At 45.3% G+C, this 23,928-nt stretch carries 18 protein-coding genes; 4 read left to right on the top strand and 14 right to left on the bottom strand.

The window, feature by feature from the left end:
• Positions 1-117: 117 nt before the first annotated feature.
• The 6 genes from ycfP to hinT form a co-directional block, all read right to left on the bottom strand.
• On the bottom strand, positions 118-657 hold the full coding sequence (gene ycfP / locus VJL_RS03890; protein ID WP_038875913.1) for an alpha/beta hydrolase YcfP: 540 nt from the start codon (positions 655-657) through the stop codon (positions 118-120).
• Positions 658-736: 79 nt separating this feature from the next.
• The gene (thiK, locus tag VJL_RS03885; RefSeq protein WP_038875911.1) at positions 737-1,615 is read right to left on the bottom strand and encodes a thiamine kinase; all 879 of its coding nucleotides are present in this window, start codon (positions 1,613-1,615) and stop codon (positions 737-739) included.
• Between the two features lie 43 nt (positions 1,616-1,658).
• A complete protein-coding gene (lpoB, locus tag VJL_RS03880) occupies positions 1,659-2,249 on the bottom strand; it encodes a penicillin-binding protein activator LpoB (RefSeq protein ID WP_038866656.1) in 591 nt (196 codons plus the stop codon).
• Between the two features lie 87 nt (positions 2,250-2,336).
• The gene (locus VJL_RS03875; RefSeq protein ID WP_038875910.1) at positions 2,337-2,729 is read right to left on the bottom strand and encodes a YcfL family putative periplasmic lipoprotein; all 393 of its coding nucleotides are present in this window, start codon (positions 2,727-2,729) and stop codon (positions 2,337-2,339) included.
• Positions 2,729-4,123 carry a COG3014 family protein gene (locus tag VJL_RS03870; protein ID WP_038875908.1) on the bottom strand — a complete coding sequence of 465 codons (1,395 nt, stop codon included), beginning with the start codon at positions 4,121-4,123 and terminating at the stop codon, positions 2,729-2,731. The genes VJL_RS03875 and VJL_RS03870 overlap by 1 nt, the downstream gene beginning before the upstream one ends.
• A 73-nt stretch (positions 4,124-4,196) precedes the next feature.
• Entirely contained in the window at positions 4,197-4,547 is a 351-nt protein-coding gene (gene hinT, locus VJL_RS03865; protein WP_038875905.1) for a purine nucleoside phosphoramidase, read from the bottom strand.
• Between the two features lie 235 nt (positions 4,548-4,782).
• On the opposite strand from hinT, the gene VJL_RS03860 reads away from it, so the two are divergent.
• Positions 4,783-6,774, top strand: a complete 1,992-nt coding sequence (locus VJL_RS03860) for a methyl-accepting chemotaxis protein (RefSeq protein ID WP_038875903.1) — start codon at positions 4,783-4,785, stop codon at positions 6,772-6,774.
• 165 nt (positions 6,775-6,939) lie between these two features.
• The gene (locus tag VJL_RS03855; protein ID WP_038866647.1) at positions 6,940-8,100 is read left to right on the top strand and encodes a DUF1887 family protein; all 1,161 of its coding nucleotides are present in this window, start codon (positions 6,940-6,942) and stop codon (positions 8,098-8,100) included.
• Positions 8,101-8,243: 143 nt separating this feature from the next.
• Here VJL_RS03855 and udp read toward each other — a convergent pair whose 3' ends face one another.
• From udp to VJL_RS03830, 5 genes are all read right to left on the bottom strand, one after another.
• Entirely contained in the window at positions 8,244-9,002 is a 759-nt protein-coding gene (gene udp / locus VJL_RS03850) for a uridine phosphorylase (RefSeq protein WP_038866646.1), read from the bottom strand.
• 308 nt (positions 9,003-9,310) lie between these two features.
• Positions 9,311-11,620 (bottom strand): zinc/cadmium/mercury/lead-transporting ATPase, encoded by a 2,310-nt coding sequence (locus VJL_RS03845; protein ID WP_038875901.1) that lies wholly within the window; start codon positions 11,618-11,620, stop codon positions 9,311-9,313.
• A gap of 100 nt (positions 11,621-11,720) precedes the next feature.
• Positions 11,721-13,172: an MATE family efflux transporter gene (locus VJL_RS03840; protein WP_038875899.1), complete on the bottom strand. Its 1,452-nt coding sequence runs from the start codon at positions 13,170-13,172 to the stop codon at positions 11,721-11,723.
• A 63-nt stretch (positions 13,173-13,235) separates the two neighbouring features.
• Positions 13,236-13,655, bottom strand: a complete 420-nt coding sequence (locus VJL_RS03835; RefSeq protein WP_038866642.1) for a CBS domain-containing protein — start codon at positions 13,653-13,655, stop codon at positions 13,236-13,238.
• Between the two features lie 344 nt (positions 13,656-13,999).
• The gene (locus VJL_RS03830) at positions 14,000-15,619 is read right to left on the bottom strand and encodes an NAD(P)/FAD-dependent oxidoreductase (RefSeq protein WP_038866640.1); all 1,620 of its coding nucleotides are present in this window, start codon (positions 15,617-15,619) and stop codon (positions 14,000-14,002) included.
• A 232-nt stretch (positions 15,620-15,851) separates the two neighbouring features.
• Here VJL_RS03830 and fdxA point away from each other — a divergent pair, with 232 nt between their 5' ends.
• Positions 15,852-16,175 (top strand): ferredoxin FdxA, encoded by a 324-nt coding sequence (gene fdxA / locus VJL_RS03825; RefSeq protein WP_038875897.1) that lies wholly within the window; start codon positions 15,852-15,854, stop codon positions 16,173-16,175.
• 90 nt (positions 16,176-16,265) lie between these two features.
• On the opposite strand, the gene VJL_RS03820 is transcribed toward fdxA, so the two are convergent.
• The 3 genes from VJL_RS03820 to VJL_RS03810 all read right to left on the bottom strand — a co-directional run bounded on the left by VJL_RS03820 (position 16,266) and on the right by VJL_RS03810 (position 21,671).
• Positions 16,266-17,000 carry an RNA methyltransferase gene (locus tag VJL_RS03820; protein ID WP_038875896.1) on the bottom strand — a complete coding sequence of 245 codons (735 nt, stop codon included), beginning with the start codon at positions 16,998-17,000 and terminating at the stop codon, positions 16,266-16,268.
• Between the two features lie 182 nt (positions 17,001-17,182).
• The gene (locus tag VJL_RS03815; protein WP_038875894.1) at positions 17,183-19,936 is read right to left on the bottom strand and encodes a cation-translocating P-type ATPase; all 2,754 of its coding nucleotides are present in this window, start codon (positions 19,934-19,936) and stop codon (positions 17,183-17,185) included.
• Between the two features lie 907 nt (positions 19,937-20,843).
• Positions 20,844-21,671 (bottom strand): formylglycine-generating enzyme family protein, encoded by an 828-nt coding sequence (locus tag VJL_RS03810; protein WP_038875892.1) that lies wholly within the window; start codon positions 21,669-21,671, stop codon positions 20,844-20,846.
• A gap of 660 nt (positions 21,672-22,331) precedes the next feature.
• Here VJL_RS03810 and VJL_RS03805 point away from each other — a divergent pair.
• The gene (locus VJL_RS03805) at positions 22,332-23,927 is read left to right on the top strand and encodes a hypothetical protein (RefSeq protein ID WP_050568808.1); all 1,596 of its coding nucleotides are present in this window, start codon (positions 22,332-22,334) and stop codon (positions 23,925-23,927) included.
• Position 23,928 lies beyond the last annotated feature (1 nt).

Raw genomic sequence — 23,928 nt, 5'->3', positions numbered from 1 at the left:
GCTACAAAATGTAAATATCTACAGAATTATTGCTATCAAGTTACGTCTTGCAAAAACAAAAACAGCACTTCGAAAAGTGCTGTTTAAACATAGTCAGTTTGTTCGTTTTTATGCAAATTACGCGTTCTTGAATGCCTTCATCGCCTGCAAGTGGTGAGAGATCTTCTTGAATTTATGCGTTTGGGTTTCATCCCAAATGATGTCGTAATGTTTCTCTAATTCCGACTCCGTTTTTCCATTGTCGTGAATCTCATCTTCTTTCGACAAAATCACTAAACAACGCGCTTTGTTCTTAGCACGAAACTCCTCAACACACTTGGTCGCAATGTCTTCGTACTCTTCTGGACGATCAATACGTCCTGCCATTGTCTTCTCAGGATGCAAGTTCGGGTTGAACATCACTTGCTTAATGCCGCAGAGAAAACCGATACGCTCTGACCAATAAGCACCTAAACCAACACCACAGATTAATGGGTTCGAATCGTCAGATTGGTCAATCACCTTAGACACTTCTTTCAGCAGGTGCTGCATATCGTGTTTTGGATGAAGTGTACTGTAGTTGATGAAACGAATGTCATCATCGATGAATTGCAGTTGCAGAACTTTTTCGTGGTTACCTGGGCTTGTACTATCAAAGCCGTGCAAGTAAATAATCATGTGTACCTCTCCCTGTGACTTGCTGGTACTTTCACTTTAAACTACCACTATTTCCTTATGGTTAAAGAGGAAAAAGCCATCAGTTCTCAAAACAGTGATCTTCCATACATAATAAGTCTTTAAACTCGTATGCACTGCTCAAGTATTGTTCATCATCCCATAATTTGTAGGCCAATAAATACCAAAGCATCGCCATCATTCGAGTTCTTGGCATCCACGCTCGCACGCCTTCCAACCATAAAGCGACGTCTTCAATGCCACGAGTTTGGCAATACTGTTCTACACCTTGTTCAATAGGCACGTCGGCGAGTTGCAGAATCAAGGTCAAGTCGAGCCTTGGGTCCGCTAAGCCAGCATACTCCCAATCGATCACTTTCACGCCCTCTTCGCCTCGAACTAAGTTGTAACACCCAAGATCAAAATGACACAGCGCTGCAGGGACTTGCGCCACGCTTGGCTCAGAACGCCACTTTAGATAAAGCGCTTCGTACTCAGTGCCGACGTACTGGCCAGCCAGTTCCAACCAATAATGGTCGATGCGCGAAAGATACGAGAACGGTACTAAAGGAACCGCCTTTGCAGGATATTCATGAATCCTAGCAGCAATCGGCAATAGCTCTTCAATATCAATACCTGGCTTCGTCAGCGTTTCACCCGGCACCCATTCCACTAACAAACCTTGCTCATGCACAAAGACAGGCTTTGGTCCTAGGTTGAGAGGGGCAATCGCGTTAAGCACTTGATATTCGTTATGACGAGATATAGCAAAGGCCTTACACACGTTGCTGGTCGGGCGCCAGACGTAAGCAAGGCCTTCTGAGGATTCCAACCGCCAACAGCGATTGGTTAACCCACCAGTGACGGTTTGTACCTTCACTGGTGGAGAAGCAAAGAAGCTATCAAGGGTATTAAGACTTGGGTCTAATTGTTTCGCTTGTTGCCAAGAAAACCACGCCATTAATGACTTCTCCACTCAAGGTCGTAGGACCAAATAGAATCAATTAAAGACCAAATAGGCTCTTCGATTGCTCTTTACGGATTTCCGTTTCATCCGCCCATTCGATCAGGCCAGTTTCTAGATCCATCAGACGCATCGTCATTTTGTAATATACGTCTTTGTCGCTACCCGCATCTTTTACGATGCTAGAAAGGTTACCGTAAAGCATGTATTGCGCACCGACCATTTTACCGAACTGAATTGCCGTACTTTGGTTCACTAGCTCATCCGTATTTTGGAAGTTTAGTTGCTCACGAACTGACTCAACACGATCCATATCCACGAAACGGAACTTACCTGAGTTCAACATCTTAGTAGAAATAGTGTCGGTGATAGACTCCGTATCGATGTGCTCACTTGTTTTGTTCTTGATGCGCTCAACAAATACGATAGGACGTTGGTCACGAGTAATTGCTGCCACTGAACCTGACATCATCATGCTGTCTACCATTTCACCAGCAATTTTTTGTAGATCCGTCGAGCCGAAATCGATGGTTGTAGTTTCAGTCGCTTGCGCATCACCGTAAGAGACTTTGTTTGAACAACCACCCAAAATGACGGCAAGACCTAAAAGAGCAATAATACTTTTTTTCATGAGAGTTCCTTAGTTTGTGTTTCATCCCAAGGCGTCTCCACCTTGGAAAAGCAGCAAGCTGCCTAAAATTATTTACCCAAAAGTGGGTTAGTTATCTAGTGCTTCGCGAATTTGTACACGGAATTGGGTACCGTTTGGATTCACTGTCACTTCTGACAGCGTCACTTGCTCAAATCCACGTACGATCATTTTTCGCCAAGGGCCTGGCTTGGTGTTCACTTCCAACCCAGAATTGTCATACCAGTAAAAACGATAAAGGATTTCTTGGTCACCTTTGTAGTTGCTACTTAGTTGTACAACACCGCGTGGACGATCATCCACGTAAGTCGTCGTAATATTATCGACTAATAAACGACTGCCCATTACGTTATCGTGGAAGAATACTTTTTGTGTTTGGCCGTCAATTCGGATACCCGCGGTATTATCAGCGCACCCCGCTAAACCGATGATCATTACCAAGCCAATAAGCCATGCTTTCATTACAATCTCCCTAATTGTTTGTGCCATACCGTTGAATGCGTTCCCTGTCGAGAAACCCACACCAACGTGGTTTGCTGTGCTGGCACTTCAAATTGATACACCTGATCACCAACATTGATACTTTGCTGCCCCGGTTTCACAACTTTAGACGCCGTTTTGACCGTCCCAGGAAGCGTCTGCCAACTTCTGGTATCAGGTTGTTCGGTTAATGTATTCCACACATTGAAAAGAATGTTGCCGACATCATCGCCTTTTGCCGCTTCTTTTCGGATTCTGTCTTTTGCCCAAACACGAATCGCTTGGCGAATCACAATCGTGGTCAAACGTTCGTGCAAATCGTTTTGCGCCATCGCGTTCACATCAGTCAGTGTGCTTGAAGGTAGCTTGTTGCCATTGAGCGCAACATCTCCAAAACGCTGCGTTCCACGTTTCGGGTAGTAAGGCAGCGCAAGCGAATAAATCGCACCGTCGCCTCGGCTATCATAAATCGGCAAATCAATGCGCCAACCTTGCAGTGCTTCCACCACGCCTTGCTCGTCTATAACGATCACGCGGCCTTGTGACTTACTCAGTCCTGAAGGCGCTTTGCCGTAACGTTTTTCCAGCATACGAAGGTCTTGACGCATACCGAGCTTTTTCGCGGCATACATTGCACTTTCAATCACTTGTTTGTTATCTGGCATCACAGCGAGCGCGCGACGATAGTCTACGTACGCACTGTTCAAATCTCGTGACGCTTCATAAAGCAAACCTGAAAGGTAGAACAAGTAACCGTTTTGTACGGAGCTAAGCTTTTTACCGGCATCCGGATAGTTCGCAAGTACACTACCCAAGTTGGCAGACATACCTTGCTTCTTAAGATCCTTTTCGGCCTGCTTTAGTTCCTTTTCACGAGCTTTCTTTGCAGCTTCCTGAACTTGATTGGCTCGGCGCATTTCAACCAAAGCTCCTTCAAGATCATTTTTCTGTAAGTAGTTCAGACCAAGGTACAAATGCAAAAAGCCGAGTTCATAGTCGGCTGGTTGGTATTCATTTAGATTGTCGTTAACGGCTAAAGAACCCACGCTAGTCGCCGCCTCCGTGACAGAAATCGTGGCACGGTCTTGTTGCTTACGTACTGCACGGTCGCTGTCTTCAAGCGAACTCAAACTGGTTGGGTAATCTGCTGCAAGAAAAGAGATTCGGCCTTGCTCGAAATTACCAAGTATCTCGCCACCTACATCGCTTGATTGAAGTTGCTCAGCTTTCGCGTATTCACCTGCAACCACCGCTTGGTAAACTTCTTTATTTTGGTCACTGTAATGACTGAACAGGTTGCCAGCGGATAAATTCGCACACCCTGTCGCGAGCAAGGTCCAGCTAATTAATCCGAATAGCTTCACACCATGTTTCACATTTATCTCCACAAATGTGTCGTTCGAGGAATAAAGAAGTGGATGACGTTCTTCATCCACTTCCTTCTAAAGATTAGCTCAATACCATAGGACCTAAAGGACGACCGCCCACTAGGTGCATATGAATATGATAGACTTCCTGACCGCCATGTGAGTTACAGTTTACGATTAAACGGTAACCGTCTTCTGCAATGCCTTCTTCTTTCGCTAGTTTTTTCGCTACGGTGAACATGCGTCCCATCATTGCTTCATCATCCGCTTCCACATCATTTGTGGTTGGGATTAGCTTGTTTGGAATGATAAGGATGTGGCTTGGCGCACGCGGATTAATGTCGCGAAATGCCGTCACTAGCTCATCTTGGTAAAGGACATCTGCTGGGATTTCTTTGCGAATAATTTTGCTAAAGATGGTTTCTTCCGCCATGGGTACTCCATTTTATAAGGTGTGTAACCTATTTAGTATGCGCTAAGCCAAAAGCGAGCTCAATAAAAAACAGTGTTCACTTAACATTATCAATATAACTCGTGACGTTGAAGCTTTTTTTGTCGTGTGCGTCATAAAACGTGCGTCGCAAACTCAATACAATCCGATGAATTTTGTTACTTTTTTAAGACAATTCTTATTTACGTTGTCTATTTTCGGGAGAGGAAGCTCACTTATGCGAGGTTCAGTAATTAAACGGATGTATGCAGGCTTCGCGCTGATCATCGTCCTTTTCGCGGTCACGATTGCCATTATGATGGGGGGCATGAATGATATTCACGGCAAATTTGAGACAGTATCTAAATCATCACTTCCACTGGTATCCCTATCCAACCAAACCAGTGTCGAGCTACTTTCTGCGGACAAATCTTTCAAAGACTTCCTGACCACGGAGAATAAACAGCGCATGGATGAAATGCGTCAGGAGTTTGCTAAATCTCAACAACGATTCGAAGGCACATTAGGCCAACTTGAAGTGGCCAGCCAAATCTACCCTTCCCTAGCAGAACCTTTTTCTCAGCTTAAAGAACTTGAGCAGAGCTACTTTACCGAAGCAAAGGAAGCAATGGACAACTACGAAGCGATGTTTGCGGCACAAGAAGAAGTGCAGAAGTCTTCTCGTCGTTTCCAAAAGCTCAACACCGAACTTTCCGTTGGTCTGAAAGAATACGTAGCCGATCAATCAAGCATCTCAGTCAAAGTGATGGCAAAAAGCTATTTCATTAAGCTAAAAGATGCAGAGGTGATCACATCGGACGCATTGGCTAGCTCAAATCCAGAGTTTGTGACTCAAGCCGTTGCGAAAAACCGTAAAGCGGTTACGCACCTGAATTACGCATTTCGTGGATTGGTTACTCAGTTACCTGAGCTTAAAAAAGCCTTTGGTGATTCAGTGGATCAATTTACTCGAGACGTAGGCATGCGTGGTGGTGTATTAGACCAACACAACAACTACTTATCTGCTCGTTCTGCGCTGTACAACAATATCGCAAATCTAGCGACTAAAGTTGATTCAAGCATGTCGATTCTGGAGCAATTTACAACAACAGCGACAGACAAATTGAATGAGTCTCTGACCGATGCAGGTGACATCTATTCTGCTGGTGTAACCAAAGCTATTGTGATCGCAGTGATTGTGGTTCTGTTTGCGACAGCTATCGGCTATCACATTGCACAAAGTGTACGTGAACCATTGACTCGTATCTTGAAGGTATTAGAAAGCTTGACCGAAGGTGACATGACGCAGCGCATCGATAACCGTTACAACAACGAGTTCAGCCGCGTAAGTGGTCACATTAATACGTTGGCAGACAGCCTGCACAACATTCTTGTGAAATTAAATGACGCCTCAGATAACCTTGCATCTACCGCATCAACGAATGAACAAACTTCTTCTCAAGCGCAATCTAAATTGAATGCGCAGCGCGAGCAAACCGCGACCGTCGCAACCGCAATGACAGAGATGTCACATTCGGTGCAGGAAGTAGCGCAAAGTGCACAAGGCTCACTTGAAATGGTTCAGCGTGTAGAAACCGCCTCGGACCAAGGTCGAAATGTCATGAACAGCAACATTTCGACGATTAACCAACTTGAAACACGCTTGAACGAATCGGTGTCTGCCGTTTCTGAACTGCAAAAGATGAGTGGTCAAATCGGCTCGATTCTGGATGTGATTCGTAACATTGCCGAGCAGACCAACTTGCTTGCCCTAAATGCCGCAATTGAAGCTGCACGTGCCGGCGAACAAGGTCGTGGTTTTGCGGTCGTCGCAGATGAAGTTCGTGTGCTTGCCTCCAAGACCACACAATCGACAACTGAGATTGAGGCAATGATCAGTAACCTACAATCAAGTTCGCAATCCGCTAACCAAGTCATCCAAAGTTGCATGAGTGACATGGAAATGTCAGTAGAGCAAGCATCGAAAGCCAATAGCTCAATGGAAGAAATCCAAGCGCTTATTATCGAAATCAGCCAAATGAGTACGCATATTTCTCAGGCGGCAGCAGAGCAAAGCGAGACGTCAGCTGACATTGCACGCAATATTGAAGACATCAACAGTATCGCAGATGAAAGCTACCATGCGATGTCGAGCATCGCTCAGACCAGCGAATCTTTAACCCAACTGGCTAATCAGCAAAACGAGTTAGTTCATCGATTTAAACTATAAGAGCAGCATCGACAGTTAACAGATTTTTTGCAACCAACTGTATAAGGGCGACTTTTTATTGAAGTCGCCCTTGTTTTTTATGAGCCTTGTCTACATATGGTTAATATGGCTTGCTCATCCCTTTTCTTTTCTCTTTTCGAGCAAGCCAAATAAGAAGGAAAATCTATGGCTGTTCATGTTGGTATTATCGACCAAGACCCAGTGAGATTGGTCACTCCTCTTTTGGATAATCGCACTGTTAGCACACATATCGTCTTCATCGGCGACAAAAGCCAATCTGATATGTACGAGCGACTGAGTGCCGTGTTGGAGCAGCGAGAAATTACTTCTGAATTTTTTGAAATTCCTTCTGTTGTAAACACTTCTCTTATTAAGCAATCGATCCATAAATTGGCAAAAGACCTCCATGATAGAGGTGAAGAAGTAAAACTGAATGCAAGTTGCGGCCTTCGCCACCGACTGCTTTCTGTGTATGAAGTTTTCCGTACGTACCGCTGGCCAATCTTTGTCGTTGAGCCAAACAGCGACAAACTTTGCTGGCTGTATCCTGATGGTAAAGAAGACACGCAAGTTGAAGACCACATCACCATCTCTGATTACCTGACTATCTTCGGTGCACGCGGTGAATTCCACCACGTCGATCTGCCTCCTCAACTAGACCAAAAACTTTATGAACTGGGTGAGCGTTGGGCTTCTAATGCGCTAGAACTTGGTCCTGGACTGGCGACGCTTAACTATCTTGCGACGACATGTCGTAAAGAACAAAAGTTAGATGTAGAGCTTTCTGAGAAGCAGCAAGGCTACCGTGAACTGAATATGCTTCTGACTGATTTGGTGGAAGCAGAAATTGCAACCTATGAAAATGGGGTTCTCACCTTTATCGATGAAGATGCTCGTCGCTTCTCAAATGGTGAATGGTTAGAAACGTTAGTTCACAGCACTGTGAAGCAAATCCAAGACACAATGCCGACTATTCAAGACCGATCGTTGAACGTTCAGGTTTATCGCAAACTTGGCGAAAGCGAAGTTCGTAACGAGCTTGATGTTGCGACTGTGGTGAACAACAAGTTACACATCATCGAATGTAAAACTAAAGGCATGCGTGATGATGGCGATGATACCTTGTACAAATTGGAGTCATTGCGCGACCTTCTAGGTGGTCTGCAAGCGCGAGCAATGTTAGTTAGCTTCCGCCCACTGCGTCATAACGATATCACTCGTGCAGAGGACTTAGGTTTGGCGCTTATTGGCCCTGATGAGCTGAAAGATCTGAAAACACATCTAAGTGCATGGTTTGAAGCCGCCGGTGGTTCTGACGAAATCTAATCATCTGTACTCAAATAAAAAAGCAGCGTTCTCGCTGCTTTTTTATTGCGTGTCACCCGCAAAATACCATTCTATAGATAGAAAAAACCAGAGGCGAACCTCTGGTTTTTCCCGTTTGTTTAAATGCCAACTAACCGTTGTGCTTAAAGCATCTTACGCGCAGCTTCTACTACAACTTTAATTGAGCGAGCTTCCGTTTCTTTCAGCGTTGCATGATCTGGAATCTCTTTTTGCGTACGGTTGATGATAACACCCGCCACACAACCTGCTTTCAAACCAGAGCTTGCACACATGGTTAGGAGTGTTGCTGACTCCATTTCGAAGTTCAGAACGCCCATGTCTTGCCACTCTTGCATAGATCCTTGGAAACGCTTAACAACACGACCAGAGAACGTGTCGTAACGCTCTTGACCAGGGTAGAAAGTGTCACTTGAAGCAGTCACACCCATATGAACGGTTGCACCAGACTCTTCAACAGCCGCTTTCATTGCTGTTGCGATTTCGAAGTCTGCTACTGCTGGGAACTCCATTGGAGCAAAGTGTAGGCTCGCGCCATCTAGACGAACAGAACCTGTCGTAACGATCATGTCACCTACGTTTACGTGTGGCTGGATTGCACCAGTAGTACCAACACGTAGGAAAGTGCGAACACCAAGCTGAGCTAGTTCTTCTACTGCGATAGACGTAGATGGACCACCGATACCTGTAGAACAAACCACAACAGGTTTACCGTCTAGCTCTGCACGGTATAGCGTGTATTCACGGTGACTTGCTAGAAATACTGGGTTTTCCATTTCTTCTGCGATTTTTTGTACGCGTGCAGGATCGCCTGGAATGATTGCTAGAGTCGCACCATTAAGATCCGCTTCAGTAACACCTAAATGGAATACAGCTTGAGACATAATTCGCTCCTTGTTGTGGCTTATTTTGTAAGCAATAAGCTCATTAGTAAGTTGTTGGGTACAGATGCACTGTAGCGAACCTTTCACCAACATAGAGTGATCATAATCACAATGAAGCAATGTAATAAACTTACACTTTCAAATAAAAACGGTTTTGATCACACTTTGAAAGCCATAAAGCTATTGTGTTGCATAATAAACAGTGACTCTTCAATCAAATCATTCAGGAAAATGATTTCAATCATACAAATACAAAAGCCCGAGGCGAATCCACCTCGGGCTAATAATTAATCGATTAGGTCGTGAAATTACTTTACTTGTTTGGACTCGAATCGAAGCAATCTCAAAGCATTTAGAGTCACCAAGGCCGTAGCACCACTGTCAGCAAGTACCGCAACCCATAGGCCTGTAATACCTAACAAACTAGTCACTAAGAACACCCCTTTTAAACCCAAAGCCAAAGCAACGTTCTGACGAATGTTATTTAATGTTGCGCGTGATAGCTCAATCATGGCTGGCAGTTCCACCAAGCGGTTGTGAGTCAGCGCAGCATCTGCAGTCTCTAAGGCAACGTCTGTACCGCCTCCCATGGCAATACCAATGCTGGATGCCTTCATTGCTGGGGCATCATTAATACCGTCACCGACCATTGCAACCGTATGCTGCGCAGAAATTTCTTCGACGTAATGGACTTTGTCGGCAGGCAGTAAACTCGCCTTGTAATCGAGACCAATTTGGTTCGCAATCGCTTCAGCACTGCGTGGGTTATCACCGGTTAGCATCACAGATGAAATACCCAGTTGTTTCAAAGCCGCAACCGCCTGCTGAGCATCTTGACGTAACGTATCTTGCCACGCAATCAGACCAATAACTTGAGAGTCATGGCGAGCAACAACCACTGTTTTACCCTGCCCTTCAAGCTCAAGTACACGATCTTCGACTTCTTTATTCAACTTGAATTCGGCTTTAGAAGGTGCAATCACTTGAACCACTTTGCCATCGACTAAGCCAGTCACACCAGAACCTACCTGCGCAGTTTTGTCTGTGGCTTCCGGAATCATCACGCCTTGGTCTTGAGCTTTGTTCACCAGTGAAATCGCTAGCGGATGGCTTGAACCGATTTCAATCGATGCTGTTAGGCTCAATAGCTGCTCATCAGTCACACCTATCGCAACCACATCGGTCACTTGAGGTTTACCTTGTGTCAATGTACCTGTTTTGTCGAACGCAACGGACTCAACGCGTCCCAACAGTTCCAATGCTGCACCACCTTTGATGAGGGCGCCTCGTTTTGCTGCCGCTGCTAAACCAGAAGTAATCGCCGCAGGTGTCGAGATAACTAACGCACATGGACAAGCAATCAATAGTAACGCTAAGCCTCGGTATACCCATGTTTCCCAAGGCTGAGCAAACAGCAATGGTGGTGTAATAATGACAAGTAGCGACACCAACATCATCAAAGGAGTGTACCAACGGCTGAACTTATCTAAGAAGCGTTCTAGTGGAGCTTTGCGTGATTCCGCTTCTTCGATCAAATGAAGAATTCGGTCAATCGCGTTTTCACCTTGGCGAGACGTCACTTGAATTTGCACGACTTTGTCGACAACCACAGCGCCAGCCATGATTTTCCCACCTTCAATGTGTTCAACAGGCAGCGATTCACCGGTAAGAGCACTTTCATCAAAGCTTGCGGCTTGATTGATAAGAACACCGTCAGCAGGCATACGACCACCCGGTGCTACTTCAATCACGTCACCCAGCTGAAGTTGAGAGGCAGGGACTTCTTTACGCTCTCCGTTCACAATCAAAGTCGTGTTTTCTGGCACCAAATCCATCAGAGCCTGAACACCGCTACGAGCACGGGAGGATGCATATGCTTCTAACTTTTCACCAATAAGGAAAAGCAATAGCACCATCGCAGCTTCTGCGGTTTCACCAAGATATAGCGCACCTAAAGCCGCCACACTCATGAGCGTCTCGATAGCAAAGGGCGTACCACTGCGTGCGAGTTTGAAAGCTTTCATTGCCACTGGGTATAGACCCAACAAACAGGTCAAGGTAAACAACCACGTGCTCAGCGTCGGATTAACGTCCGAAATAAGACCGGCAAATGCCATCGCACCTGCAATAGAAAGTATCTGAGCATTGTCTTTGATGATACCTAACCAACCCTTCTTCTCAGTTTTTGGCTTTGGAGCATCAGTCGAAGACAGTGGGAATCCTGTTTGTTGTGAGATTTGTTCAATCACAGGCACAAGAGCGCGATTGTCAAAATCAACCACCAGCTTTTCCGTCGCAAACAAGACTTTGGCCTTGAGTACACCGTCTATAGAAGAAACGGCTTTTTCAAGCTTTTGGGCACAGGCAGGGCAATCCATGCCAGACACCAACCAGCTATGGCGAATGGAGGTTTCTATGGGTTCGGCAGGGCCTTCTTCATCAGCAGGGTCATTACTACAACCACCACTGCTGCTGCAACATGACTCTTCTGAAGCCATAACACTGGCTTGAGTGATATTTAAGGTTGGTTTTGTTGGTGCGGAACAAGACTCCGTAGCACCTATTGCCACCGCAGATTTGATTTTGCCTGATTGGCAACCTTGATGTTTATTACACATAATTCACTTTCCTTATTGGTGATAAGTCTTTATCTACCGTAAAGAATAAACCTTGGAGCTTACTCCAAGGTCAAGAGTGTTTATGTGAAATTATTAAAATTTACGCTTTTTCTTCTTCTAAGGCGGTGACGACTTCATCGATCAAAACCGCATCGTGAGAACAGAAAGGCTGAGTATTTACGCACGTTATCGCAGGGTCGTCTTCCACCAAGTCTTCGCCAAAGTTTTGCATCAGATCTTTAATGTGTTTATTTAGCACAACCAATGCCAGCAAGCCGAACACGATGGTACCGACCGCTTGTCCATAGAGTACACCAAGCGCGCCATACCATTGCGCCCCAAAGTACACAAAAGGTAAGGTACCAATCGTCGCTTTACCTAAATTCAATGCTGTCGAGTAAAGTGGCTTACCAAGGTTGTTAAACGAGGTATTTGCCACAAACAGAGTGCCATTGAACACAAAGCTGATTGCCACATAAGTGCAGAAGGCCACTACAATGATTGCAGCATCACCAGTAAGGCTAAACATCGCAACAATGTAGTCTTGCAATAGATACAGTACAACGCACACCGAAAGTGTATAAATCGTGGTGACTAACAACGAGTCCGTCAGCGTTTTTTTCACGCGATCCATTCGCTCTGCACCAAAGTTTTGTCCAATAATCGGCCCTACCGCACCTGATAAAGCAAAAATCACAGCAAAACAGACTGGCGTCAAACGTCCAATAACGGCAAAACCAGCCACAAAGTCTTCCCCAAAATGCGCAATGTGCGTCGTTACAATAGCGTTCCCAATAGGGGTTGCGGTATTAGTAATGATAGCGGGCACAGCGATGGCTAGAATTGGCTTAAGGTTGTTTTTGAGGATGCTGTAATCCGGGAATGAAACCAACTTGTGCACTTTCACTAATGGATAGAGCGAGAAAGCCAATACGGTAAATCGAGCAATAACCGACGCAGCTGCTGCCCCTTCAACATTCCATTTGAAGACAAAAATAAACAGAGGATCAAGAATAGCGTTAACAATGCCTCCCGCTAAGGTGGCCCACATGGAACGTTTAGCATCTCCCGCCGCACGCAAACCTGCGCCTGCTGACATGCCTAAGGCGAGAATAGGAGCACTTGGAAGTAGAATATTAAGGTAAGCTTCGGCTCTTTCAGCGGCAACGCCCTCTGCACCAATCGCAGCCAAGAGCTCGGGAATGTGCATGTACATGCCAATAGTGATAACCAAGCTGATCATAAAGGCAGTGAGCATGATACTGCCGCTCATCAACCTCGCTCGGTCAAAGTCCTTTGCACCAATAGACTTGGAGACCAGTGCTCCCATCGCGATTGACGTGCCAATCGAAGCTGACGTTGAGAAAAAGATCAATGTCCCAGCAAAACCAACGGCAGCCGCTAATTCAACTTGCCCCAACATACTGATAAACAACATATCGAGTAAATCGACGACGAACAACGCCATCAAACCAACTGAACCTGCGCCAGACATCACTAAGATGTGGCGCATGGTAGAACCTTGGACAAACTTCGCGTCTTGCGTGGACATATTCTTCCTCAACGACAAAAAGACGCCGAGGCGTCTTTTGTCTGAACTTTTATTATTTTGGCTTTAAACAGGATGTTTGAAACATTCGTTTAGCGTCTTCCCGATAGCCCTCAATACATCACGGCGAGTAATTACACCGACGAGCTTATCTTTATCATCCACCACTGGGTACATTTTCGGTTTCCCCACCTTCATCATATCTGCTAGTTCTATGATGGACATTTCTGGTGACACAGACAGTGCATCTTCGTGCATGCACTCTTCTACTGTGTGGGTATCCTGACAGTGGTAACTGGCTTTAACGAGTTTGTCTAAAAGGTCTTGTTCAGAAAGGAATCCAATGACTTTCTCGTTTTCGTCGATAACGGGACCACCTAGAGTAACACTTTGCATCACCTTATCCAAAGCCGCTGTGAGCGACATGTTTTTGGTGAAAGTCACCGCTTGCAACGTCATGTAATCTTTTACTTTTAGTGAGTGCATTCTTATCTCCTTAGCGGCACATTTTTGCTGCCTTTAAGATAAGTGTCGTCTAATTTCTTGATTTTACTAAATGGAAAATGGCAATTTTATTTATAGGCGTTGTCTATTAATCACAGTCACAATAGATTCATAAGATAGAGTAATGAAAGATCAGTTGCATATTTATGTTGTACTCCACCCGCACGGAAAGATCTGACAGAATGCGATGAAATAAGGAACAAACTGGAAACAAACAGGCTTAAACTCGGAAAAGAAAAAGGGGTTAGGTTAATTAGCTATGCATCACGCACAAAAAAGCCAGCCTCAAATTGGGCTGGCTTTCGACAAATTATTATCTGCTGAAATTATGCATTTTGCATTGTTTCAACGATATCACGAGCAACCGCTTCGGCGACTTTAATGCCATCAATACCCGCAGAAAGAATACCACCCGCGTAACCTGCACCTTCGCCCGCTGGGAAGAAACCTTTCAGATTAATACTTTGGAAGTCTTTACCACGCTTGATGCAAACTGGAGAAGACGTACGCGTCTCAACACCAGTCAGTAGACCGTCTTCAGAAGCAAAGCCTTTGATCTTACGATCGAATGCTGGAATCGCTTCACGAATCGCTTCGATTGCAAACGGTGGAAGCGCCTTAGAAAGATCAGTCAGTTTGATGCCAGGTGTAAACGATGGTTCAACATCACCCAATGCACTTGGATCGCGACCTTTCAGGAAGTCACCAATTTTCTGTGCTGGTGCGTCGTAGTTCTCACCGCCGAGTGTGTAAGCGCCCGATTCTAGTTCACGTTGGAAACGGATACCCGCCAGAGGATCACCCGGGTAGTCAACTTCTGGAGAGATGCCCACTACGATTGCGCTGTTCGCGTTACGCTCTGCACGTGAATATTGGCTCATACCGTTGGTTACTACGCGACCTTCTTCAGAAGTTGCAGCAACAACAGTACCGCCAGGACACATACAAAAGCTATAAACCGTACGACCATTCTTACAATGGTGAACCAGTTTGTAGTCCGCTGCCCCAAGAATTGGGTGACCTGCACTTGGACCAAAACGCGCTTCGTCGATCATCGCTTGTTTATGTTCAATACGGAAACCAACAGAGAATGGCTTCGCTTCCATGTAAACGCCACGGTCATGCAGCATTTCGAAAGTATCACGAGCACTGTGACCAACTGCCAGAACAACGTGACGAGATTTGATCTCTTCACCGTTTGATAGCGTTACGCCTGTGATTTGACCATCTTCCATATGCACATCATCAACACGAGTGCTGAAGCGGATCTCACCACCTAGTTCGATGATTTTCGCGCGCATCTTCTCGATCATAGTTACCAGTTTAAAGGTACCGATGTGCGGCTTACTTACGTATAGAATTTCTTCTGGTGCGCCTGCTGCTACAAACTCAGTGATCACTTTACGACCGTAGAAGTTTGGATCTTTCACTTGGCTGTAAAGCTTACCATCAGAGAAAGTACCCGCGCCGCCCTCACCAAACTGCACGTTTGATTCCGGGTTTAGTGTGCGCTTACGCCAAAAGCCGAACGTGTCTTTAGTACGCTCACGCACTTCTTTACCACGCTCAACGATGATTGGGTTAAAACCCATTTGAGCCAAAACCAAACCCGCAAACAGACCACAAGGACCAAAACCGATCACCACTGGGCGTTCTGTTAGGTTCTCTGGTGCTTTCGCAACAAATTTGTATTCCATATCTGGTGTTTGGCGAACGTGCGGATCTTTTTCGAATTTCGCTAGCAACGCTTCTTCATCACCTTCAACGATGATGTCTAGCGTGTAGATAAGATGAATATTAGTTTTCTTACGAGCATCGTAGCCGCGTCTAAAGACATTAAAAGAGATAACTTTCTCAGCAGCAATGCCAAGCTTTTTAGTAATCGCGTCCAATAGCGCGCCTTCCTCATGATCAAGAGGAAGTTTAATTTCATTAATACGAATCATGTGATGTCTCGTTATGGTAGGTGTCTTAGCCAGAACTACTATTTTCTCCTCGTTAATATCGAGGGTGAAAAAGCAGTCAGCTCACAATGGCGCGCATTTTACGAGAAATTGATTTGTCTGTCATACTAAATCCAAGTTGCGCGGCGGAATTAACGTAGCGAATGTTGAATTTTGCCTTGGGATGAGTATTATCCCCATTCTTCAATTTTGACTAACTTAAGAGCTGATTATCATGGCGTTTGTCGTAACCGATAACTGTATCCAATGTAAATACACTGACTGTGTCGCGGTATGCCCTGCTGATGCCTTCCACGAAGGCCCAAACTTTATGGTAATCAACCCGATTGAGTGCATCGACTGTGGCTTGTGCGTGGACGAATGTGCCGCAGCTGCCATCTTCCAAGAAGACGAGCTGCCAGAAGATCAAGTGATCTACAAAGAGCTCAACGCAGAACTTGCAGAAATCTGGCCGGTACAAACTGAAGTGAAGCCAGCAATGGATGAAGCGGAAAAGTGGAACGGCGTGCCAAACAAGTTGGGCATGCTAGAAAAATAAGCGCATTAAAACGAAAAAAGCGTAATGAACCTCAACTTGAAAAAGTCTGGCTCGTTACGCTTTTTTTGTATCTATGATTCGTCGCTGCGATTAGCTGTGTTGACGACGCATGTTGTCCAGAATAATACCTGTCGCCATTGCTACATTTAGAGACTCTGCACCACCAAATGCTGGAATAGTAATCTTGTCAGTCACAAATTTAGACGCCGCTTCACGCACACCATGAGATTCGCTGCCCATCAACAAAATACCTTCTGCTGAGAATTCCGTCTTGTGCACACTCTCGCCTTCAAGGAAAGCACCATACACTGGCAAGTTTGCATCTTCCAAGTAACTTGGTAGGTCTACTAGGCTCACTTGAACACGACCAAAGCTGCCCATGGTTGCACTGATGGTTTTTGGGTTGTATGGATCGGCACAATCTGTGCTCGCGATGATGTGCTTGATACCGTACCAATCTGCTACGCGAATGATCGTACCTAGGTTGCCTGGATCAGAAACGCCATCCAATGCGATCATCAAGCCTTTTGCCTGAGGCACTGTTACGTTTGGAATTTCAACCACAGCAATGGCTGCATTGTTGCTCACCAGCGTACTTGCTTTAGTTAAGTCATCTAGTGTCGCTTCAATACATTCGAAACTGTTGAGTTCTTGACGATGCTCTTCCAGAAACTCAGCCGTCGCAAAAATCTGCTTTACCGTGAGTGAGCTGTTCGCCAATTCCAGTACGTTCTTTTCACCTTGAACCAGAAATAAGCCGTGCGCTTTACGCTGCTTCTTTTGACCTAAAGCACGCAGCAGTTTTAGTTGGTTTTTTGAAATCATGAAAATATCCCAGATGAAAGTTGGTGAAGTACCAGATGAAAACGGGGGATTATAGAGTAAACCTTCGCACAGCTAAAGAGATGCCTTGCTTGAGAGAAAAGAAAAGCCCGCCAAGCTATCACTCTCGGCGGGCTTTAGGCATCTGTCGCTTCCCTATGCTGAAAGAATCGACATTACCATTCTTAAACGACTTTGGTTTTCGTCATCTCTTTAATACCAGACAAAATGAATGTCGGTAGCGAAGACACAAGAATCACACCAAATAGGTGACCAGCACTTAGTGCCTCTGTGTTAAAGATCAACTGACCAAGACCGGTGTAAATCACGCCAAGGGACAGCGTTGCCGATAATGCTACTGCGCCCAAGAGGTATTTGTTGGTGAACGGGTTATTGCGGTATAGCGAACTAAAACTGCGCGAATCGAACAAGTGCCATAGCTGAGCAAAAATCAGCATTGCGAACGCCATCGTTTGTGCATACTGCGCGCTTTGACCACTGCTCAGTGCCCAGTTGAACGCCAAGTAGCTCATACCGCCTAATGCCAAACCACGCGTCACAATACGTGTACCCAGATGGTCGCTGAAGAAACTTTCGTTACGCTTACGCGGCTTACGTTCCATCAAGTCTTTCTCTTCTGGCTCAACACCCAACGCCAAAGCAGGCAAGCCGTCAGAGACTAGGTTAATCCAAAGAATCATCAATGGCGTGAGTGGTAGAATCGCCTCAGGTCCCATCATCAAGAAAGCAAATAAGATAACCGACACTTCACCCACGTTCGCCGTCAGTGCTTGGCGAATAAACTTACGCAAGTTATCGAAGATCTGACGACCTTGGCGCACGGCTTTCACGATCGTACTGAAGTTATCATCCAGTAGAATCAAATCGCCCGAATCTTTGGCTACCGATGTACCAGTGATACCCATTGCAACACCGATGTCCGCACGGCGAAGAGCTGGCGCGTCGTTCACGCCGTCACCTGTCATCGCTGCCACTTCATTATTGTGTTGCTGAGCTTGAACAATGCGCAGTTTGTGTTCTGGTGTTACACGAGCAAAGACGGCAACTTCAGGACAGATTTTACGTAGCGCTTCATCATCCATCTCATCCAGTTGTGCGCCCGTAATGACCAAGTCTTTTTCACTGCGGATAATGCCGATTTCACGTGCAATTGCCGCTGCAGTAAGTGCGTGGTCACCGGTGATCATCACCGTGCGAACGCCTGCGTTATAACAGCTTTCTACTGCGTCGCGAACTTCTGGACGTGGAGGGTCCATGATTCCGTACAAACCAAGTACGGTCACATCTTTCTCTAGCTCAGCAGGATCACGCTTGAGATCATCTTCAGTCAGCTCTTTATAACCTACTGCCAAAGTGCGAAGCGCTTGCTCTGCAAAGTCCTGAATTGCCGCTTCGTAGTTCGCAATCACCTCTTCTGCTGGGCTTGCCGCTAACGCAAGGTTACCTGTCGACATGGTTGGAGCTGTTGGTAGCTCACCACCATCAACCATAAAACCAGAGGCATTGCGTAACACCACATCTGGCGCACCTTTAATAGCAAGGAAGTGCTTACCATCCGGACCTTTAACAATCACTGACGCCATCTTACGTGCAGAATCAAACGGGAACTTCTCTACGATAGAGTAACCGCCTGTCGATAGCATGTCTGATTGCTCCAGACCCGCTTTTGCCGCTGCAACAATCAATGCGCCTTCGGTTGGGTTACCACGCACAGACGAGTTATCACCATTTTTGATGTACTCCGCATCATTACACAGGGTCGCAACCACTAAGCCTTTCATCATCTCTGGGCTTTGCTTTGCATCAACCGTGTGGCCTAGAGGTTTGAATTCACCTTCAGGGCTAAAGCCTTTGCCTGACACTTCCCAGTAACGACCACTTGCGTCGTACGCTTTCATTACCTGCATTTGGTTTTGTGTCAGCGTACCGGTTTTATCTGAACAGATAACCGTGGTTGAACCCAGCGTCTCAATTGCAGAAAGCTGCTTCGCCAATGCGTTGTTCTTCACCATGCGCGTTGAGCCCATCGTCAACACAATTGAGATAACTGTTGGCAGACCTTCTGGAATCGCAGCTACCGACAGCGAAATACCCGTATTCAAGATCTCCAGCCAAGGCATACCGTGGTAAAGACCGATACCACAAACCACAGCCACCACACCCAAAGCCGCAACCATCAAGGTTTTTGCGATGGTATCCATACGCTCTTGCATTGGTGTTTTGGTTTCTTCAGTGTTTGCCATCATGTCCGCGATGTGGCCAACTTCGGTCTTCATGCCTGTGCTGACAACCACACCCAAGCCTGTACCAGTGGTCACAATCGTGGTCATAAAGCCCATATTACGCTGATCACCAAGGCCGACGGTTTCGTCTTCAATCACCTTAACGATTTTATCAACCGGCTCAGACTCACCAGTAAGCGCGGCTTCATCTACCGCAAGACGGTTTGCTTCAATGATGCGCACGTCCGCAGCAAGGATATCGCCCGTATTAATCTTTAGAATGTCACCCGGCACAATGTCACGTGCCAACACATCAATCCATTCGCCATTACGACGAACTTGTGCCGTTGGGGCTGCCATTTCGCGCAGCGCTTCCATGCCCTTCTGAGCTTTAAACTCTTGCCAAAATGCGATGATGGCATTGATGAAGATGATCACAGTGATGGCAATCGCATCCACAAGGTGACCAGTAAAGAAGGAAACAATCGCACCAATACCCAGAATGAAGATCAATGGGTTCTTAAATTGGTGTAGGAATAGCTCAAGGGCAGATTTGCCTTCTTGCTCTTGTAGCTCGTTTTTGCCGTGTTCAGCCTGACGCTGCTCTACTTCTTCCGAAGTCAAACCTTGCTCAGTTGATACATTTAATTGAGTCAGTGTTTCTTCAACCGACTCAGTAAACCACTTTTTAGTCATGGGGGTCTCCAAAAAGCATTCAAGCGACATCAGTACAATTTCAAACTGATAAAAAGCATTCGCTGAATAGAATTGAGTTAAATCGCCTCGCTAGTCACCGTTGCACCGTTTATTTTCATTTTGAATATTTATCAAGAATCTATTCAGTGTTATGCCAGCGAGTAAAAATAACCTACCCGAACCGATGAATACTTGTAATTAACTTTCAGATAGCCAGACAGCGAATGCGGGCGAATCTTTGACCCCAATCAATCTCAATTTTATTTTGTCATACAAAAGATCAATTAAGTGTAAATGAACATGAATAAGACCCCGATTAGACTGAAAAAACACTTCATTTTTCCCGAAAAGTGTAATTTTTCTACACGATGGTTTTATTAAGAGTGGCTAACAAGCGTGACAAAAATGCAAACTATCCGAAAAGATTTGCAAGGGGAGATAGAAAAATTGCTAATAAAGAATGACCAAATTTAGCTAGTCGAAATACATCCCGTTCGAACCATGCAATCAGCATATTTATTCACTCCAAAACAAAAGAGAAATCACAAGAGACACGGCTGAATACTGCATACAAATTTGGTTATGAGTAATGAGAAGCCACCAGCCAGACGAATAGCCAGTTGGGAGGAAGGGAAAAGGTTTGAGAGAGTATTTTACAGAGCAGAAACGAAAAAGCCTCGCTGTATAAGCGAGGCTTTTTGTCGCTAAAACCATAATGCGTCCAACCACATAGTTTAAACTCAACAAGTTACATATCGATTGAAACCATAATTTGTCAAGATTTAAAACCATAACATGTCCTTTTGGTCAGCTTCAACAAAAACACAGAGGTTAGGTGTAAGAAAGTTACACAACACTAGAAGCAGTCAAAATGTGGTTTCTAAAACAGTGGCAGTAAGTGTTCATATTATATATCTTCAACAAGTCGAAAACCTACATATGGCTCTCGAATGTCTATATGTCGTGACCAATAGGAATTAGGGACTAAGTCCTGCCCCGGTAAAAACCAACCTCCGCCGACGAACAAGTAAACTGCACATTCTTGGCTTCCTTTTACTCGTTGAGGTAAACATTGGTCTACCCATTCACCGACATTTCCTAGCATATCAAAAGCACCAAACCGGTTCGGAGGAAAAGAGCCTACTCTTGCCGTTTGTTTATTACTCCAAGCAGTGCCGCAGTTACTACAGTTAACGTTGCTGGCCTTAGGTTGTTTTCCCCAATCATAACTCTCCGACATACCTGCTCTCGCGACATACTCCCATTCAGCACGCGTAGGTAAGCGGTACTTTTTGCCAAACTTGGAGTTAGCCCAATCTATATAACCCTGCACATCAGAATAACTTACATTGATAACGGGACGGGTGCCACGCCCCCATCCCATATCATCAGGGTATTGGCAGACTTCTCCCTCTACACACGGCTCTTTTATATGACGATTTTTATATGCCCAGCTAGACTTAGGCTTTTGACAGCCTCCATCAGAAACACAGGCGTCCCATTGTTCCATCGTGACTTCAAATTTACCGATACGAAAAGGAGGTACTGCAATGGTGCGCATTATAAACTCTGGTTCACTGCAAATTTTAGTGTCATCAGGACATGTATACAGATCAACGTTACCTTTTGGGATGTCTATCATTTCTAAAATGGAATATTGACTCTCTGCATGCACCTGTAAAGAAATACAAGTGATACTTACAAACCAACAAAACACACCAAAAATTCTTACCACATGCCCCCCTCTAAAATAACTTCAAATTGCAAGATTACGCTCAACCTTGGCAGCTCTTCATTTCGAATCAATCTTGAACAGTTTGTATGGGAAAAGCTCCCACATCCCAACCTGATATCACTTCTCACATTTCATCACTCAAGTAGCCTTGTTGACTCTTTGCCCCTATTAGAGCTTCCACTCACGAGCAACTAAACGGCTTTTTTATTCCCTGTAGAGTAGAAATAGTGATTAAGATCTCGTTTTTTTATATTCAATTTAGCGACTCACGATGTGAATATGACGGCTACTTTGCCACTCATAGCCGATTTAATGTGGTAATTTTCAAAATTTAGCTGTTATTGGTGGTTTTTTTACCTAATGTAAAGCGGGCTTTTTATTATTTTTTAATTGAAATACATCTGGTTAGAGCAAATAATGGAAATACCCCATACATGGGTAAACGATTATCAATCACCAAATCGTTAAAATTAAGTCTTATCAGCTTAACTTATCACCGTGGCCACTTTGTTTTAACGACTTGGCCACGGAGATCTGCCAATGCATCCATCTATAAGATTCATCAACAGCGCCAAGCTCTCTCGGTCTGATCTTGCTTGTCTGCTCACCCCCGAAGAATGCGTACAACAATTTTCTCGATTTCGGAATCCAACTGATGTTGTGAAAAGTTTGCCTCGCGAGTTAGCACAGCGCGTCTCACTAACGGCAAAAAAATCGACAGCGGGCTTACTCAGTGCGTTGCAAAAGGAGCTTGTTCAAGCGAACTGGATTGCACTCACGAATACACCAAACCATCATTCCCTTGATGATGCTCGATTTCGGAATGCGCCTAGACTTAAATCTCGTATTGAGACATTGGCTGACATAAAAGAGAGCCGCACACCTAAAGCATCCTACAAGCCCGTTACCGACGATGTCACCTTGGTGCGTAACTACGCTCACGTGCCTTACGAACCTAGCCCAGAACATAAGATAGTGGTGGAGTTTGCGGGACAATGGCCAAGCCATGCCGCGTGTCTAATGTTACTAAAATCAGAAGATCAGGCACCGAAAGTCACCAATGCACGAAGCGACATGGAGAATCAACACCGTAGCCTTGCCACATTTGCAGGATTGAGTGAAGAACTCAGAGATCTCTGTATTAAAGTTCCGTGTACTGACCAACCGCAACCCATTACTCTTCCGCTCGCAACCGCACTTACGCCCGTTGAAAAAGACGCCGCTATGGAAGAATGGGATAATGTATTGATACCTGTTCTCCCTATGCTTGAAAGTGGTGGAGGATCTGAGTTGTGCTCTTCTGGGTATTTCTATGTGATTTGGAACAACAAGATGTGGCGCGAAGTAGAGGTGGCGCCGAACGGTTACTTTGCTGACGTCGATTTAGAGTACTACCGTAATGCCGAACCAGAGGGCGGCAAAGCGTTCCGCCACGTCAATATTGATGGTGCCAATTTAGTGAATGAGTATTATGTCGGGGAAGAGCCGTTTGAGCTGTATCAAGCTGGCAATAAAGTATACTCAGGCACACTCAATGTTGACCAAAGTGCGCGTGTCTTCCGTTTGACGGAAGAAGAAGTTGAGGTGGCATTTCCAACATTAGACATCGAGCCTATTACCGTTAAAACAGTAAAAAGCCCAAGTAAAGCTGGGGACGGTGACGATAGAGTCGCACAAGGTACGCCTTTACCTCACATTTGGGTCCCTTACAAAATCAATGGTGAGATCCAGTCAGAGTGCTATCTGCACTACTCTCCACTTCAATTAACACTCGCTGAGCTCGCGAATTTAGAGAGTGATCCTAGTTCAATCGCCAAGCCATTGGCTGAGTTGAAGGTATACAGTGATTCGCAGAGTTTCGATAATACCGGGACCGTGATCATTCCGGTTGGCACGGCAAAAGAGAGTGCATTTGGGGCAGCGTTAATCAACAGTTTTACACAAAGTAATATCGCCGGATTTAAAATGGCGCCATGCGGCGACTTACCGACGATACGCTATTTACATGAGCCTTTGGTCGATCAGCCTGATGATTTCTTTGCGCTACGCAATGTCGAGCACGATTGGATAGCGAAGTCATTTTTCCGCTCTACAAAAATCGATGATGAAGGATATATGACGCATCGATTTGCGTTTCCTCCCGAAGAAGTTGAGACCGTTGATATTGTCCGAGCAGTGCATGCGAACAGCTCCACTGGCCTTCAGCGTTTGGTGGTCTTAGAAGAAAACGTACCAATTTCAGAATTCCTAGGTTAAA

It is taken from the genome of Vibrio jasicida CAIM 1864 = LMG 25398 (genome assembly GCF_000400365.1).
Classification (GTDB): domain Bacteria; phylum Pseudomonadota; class Gammaproteobacteria; order Enterobacterales; family Vibrionaceae; genus Vibrio; species Vibrio jasicida.
This window is presented reverse-complemented; position numbering and strand designations above follow the sequence as displayed.

What these genes read in the sequence shown, in the direction of transcription:
- VJL_RS03840 (WP_038875899.1), bottom strand. Translation starts at nt 13,172, where the DNA reads ATGTCCACGCAAGACGCGAAGTTTGTCCAAGGTTCTACCATGCGCCAC.
- lpoB (WP_038866656.1), bottom strand. Translation starts at nt 2,249, where the DNA reads ATGAAAAAAAGTATTATTGCTCTTTTAGGTCTTGCCGTCATTTTGGGT.
- VJL_RS03820 (WP_038875896.1), bottom strand. Translation starts at nt 17,000, where the DNA reads ATGATTTCAAAAAACCAACTAAAACTGCTGCGTGCTTTAGGTCAAAAG.
- VJL_RS03855 (WP_038866647.1), top strand. Translation starts at nt 6,940, where the DNA reads ATGGCTGTTCATGTTGGTATTATCGACCAAGACCCAGTGAGATTGGTC.
- udp (WP_038866646.1), bottom strand. Translation starts at nt 9,002, where the DNA reads ATGTCTCAAGCTGTATTCCATTTAGGTGTTACTGAAGCGGATCTTAAT.
- ycfP (WP_038875913.1), bottom strand. Translation starts at nt 657, where the DNA reads ATGATTATTTACTTGCACGGCTTTGATAGTACAAGCCCAGGTAACCAC.
- fdxA (WP_038875897.1), top strand. Translation starts at nt 15,852, where the DNA reads ATGGCGTTTGTCGTAACCGATAACTGTATCCAATGTAAATACACTGAC.
- VJL_RS03875 (WP_038875910.1), bottom strand. Translation starts at nt 2,729, where the DNA reads ATGAAAGCATGGCTTATTGGCTTGGTAATGATCATCGGTTTAGCGGGG.
- VJL_RS03830 (WP_038866640.1), bottom strand. Translation starts at nt 15,619, where the DNA reads ATGATTCGTATTAATGAAATTAAACTTCCTCTTGATCATGAGGAAGGC.
- VJL_RS03815 (WP_038875894.1), bottom strand. Translation starts at nt 19,936, where the DNA reads ATGACTAAAAAGTGGTTTACTGAGTCGGTTGAAGAAACACTGACTCAA.
- VJL_RS03860 (WP_038875903.1), top strand. Translation starts at nt 4,783, where the DNA reads ATGCGAGGTTCAGTAATTAAACGGATGTATGCAGGCTTCGCGCTGATC.
- hinT (WP_038875905.1), bottom strand. Translation starts at nt 4,547, where the DNA reads ATGGCGGAAGAAACCATCTTTAGCAAAATTATTCGCAAAGAAATCCCA.
- VJL_RS03835 (WP_038866642.1), bottom strand. Translation starts at nt 13,655, where the DNA reads ATGCACTCACTAAAAGTAAAAGATTACATGACGTTGCAAGCGGTGACT.
- VJL_RS03845 (WP_038875901.1), bottom strand. Translation starts at nt 11,620, where the DNA reads ATGTGTAATAAACATCAAGGTTGCCAATCAGGCAAAATCAAATCTGCG.
- thiK (WP_038875911.1), bottom strand. Translation starts at nt 1,615, where the DNA reads ATGGCGTGGTTTTCTTGGCAACAAGCGAAACAATTAGACCCAAGTCTT.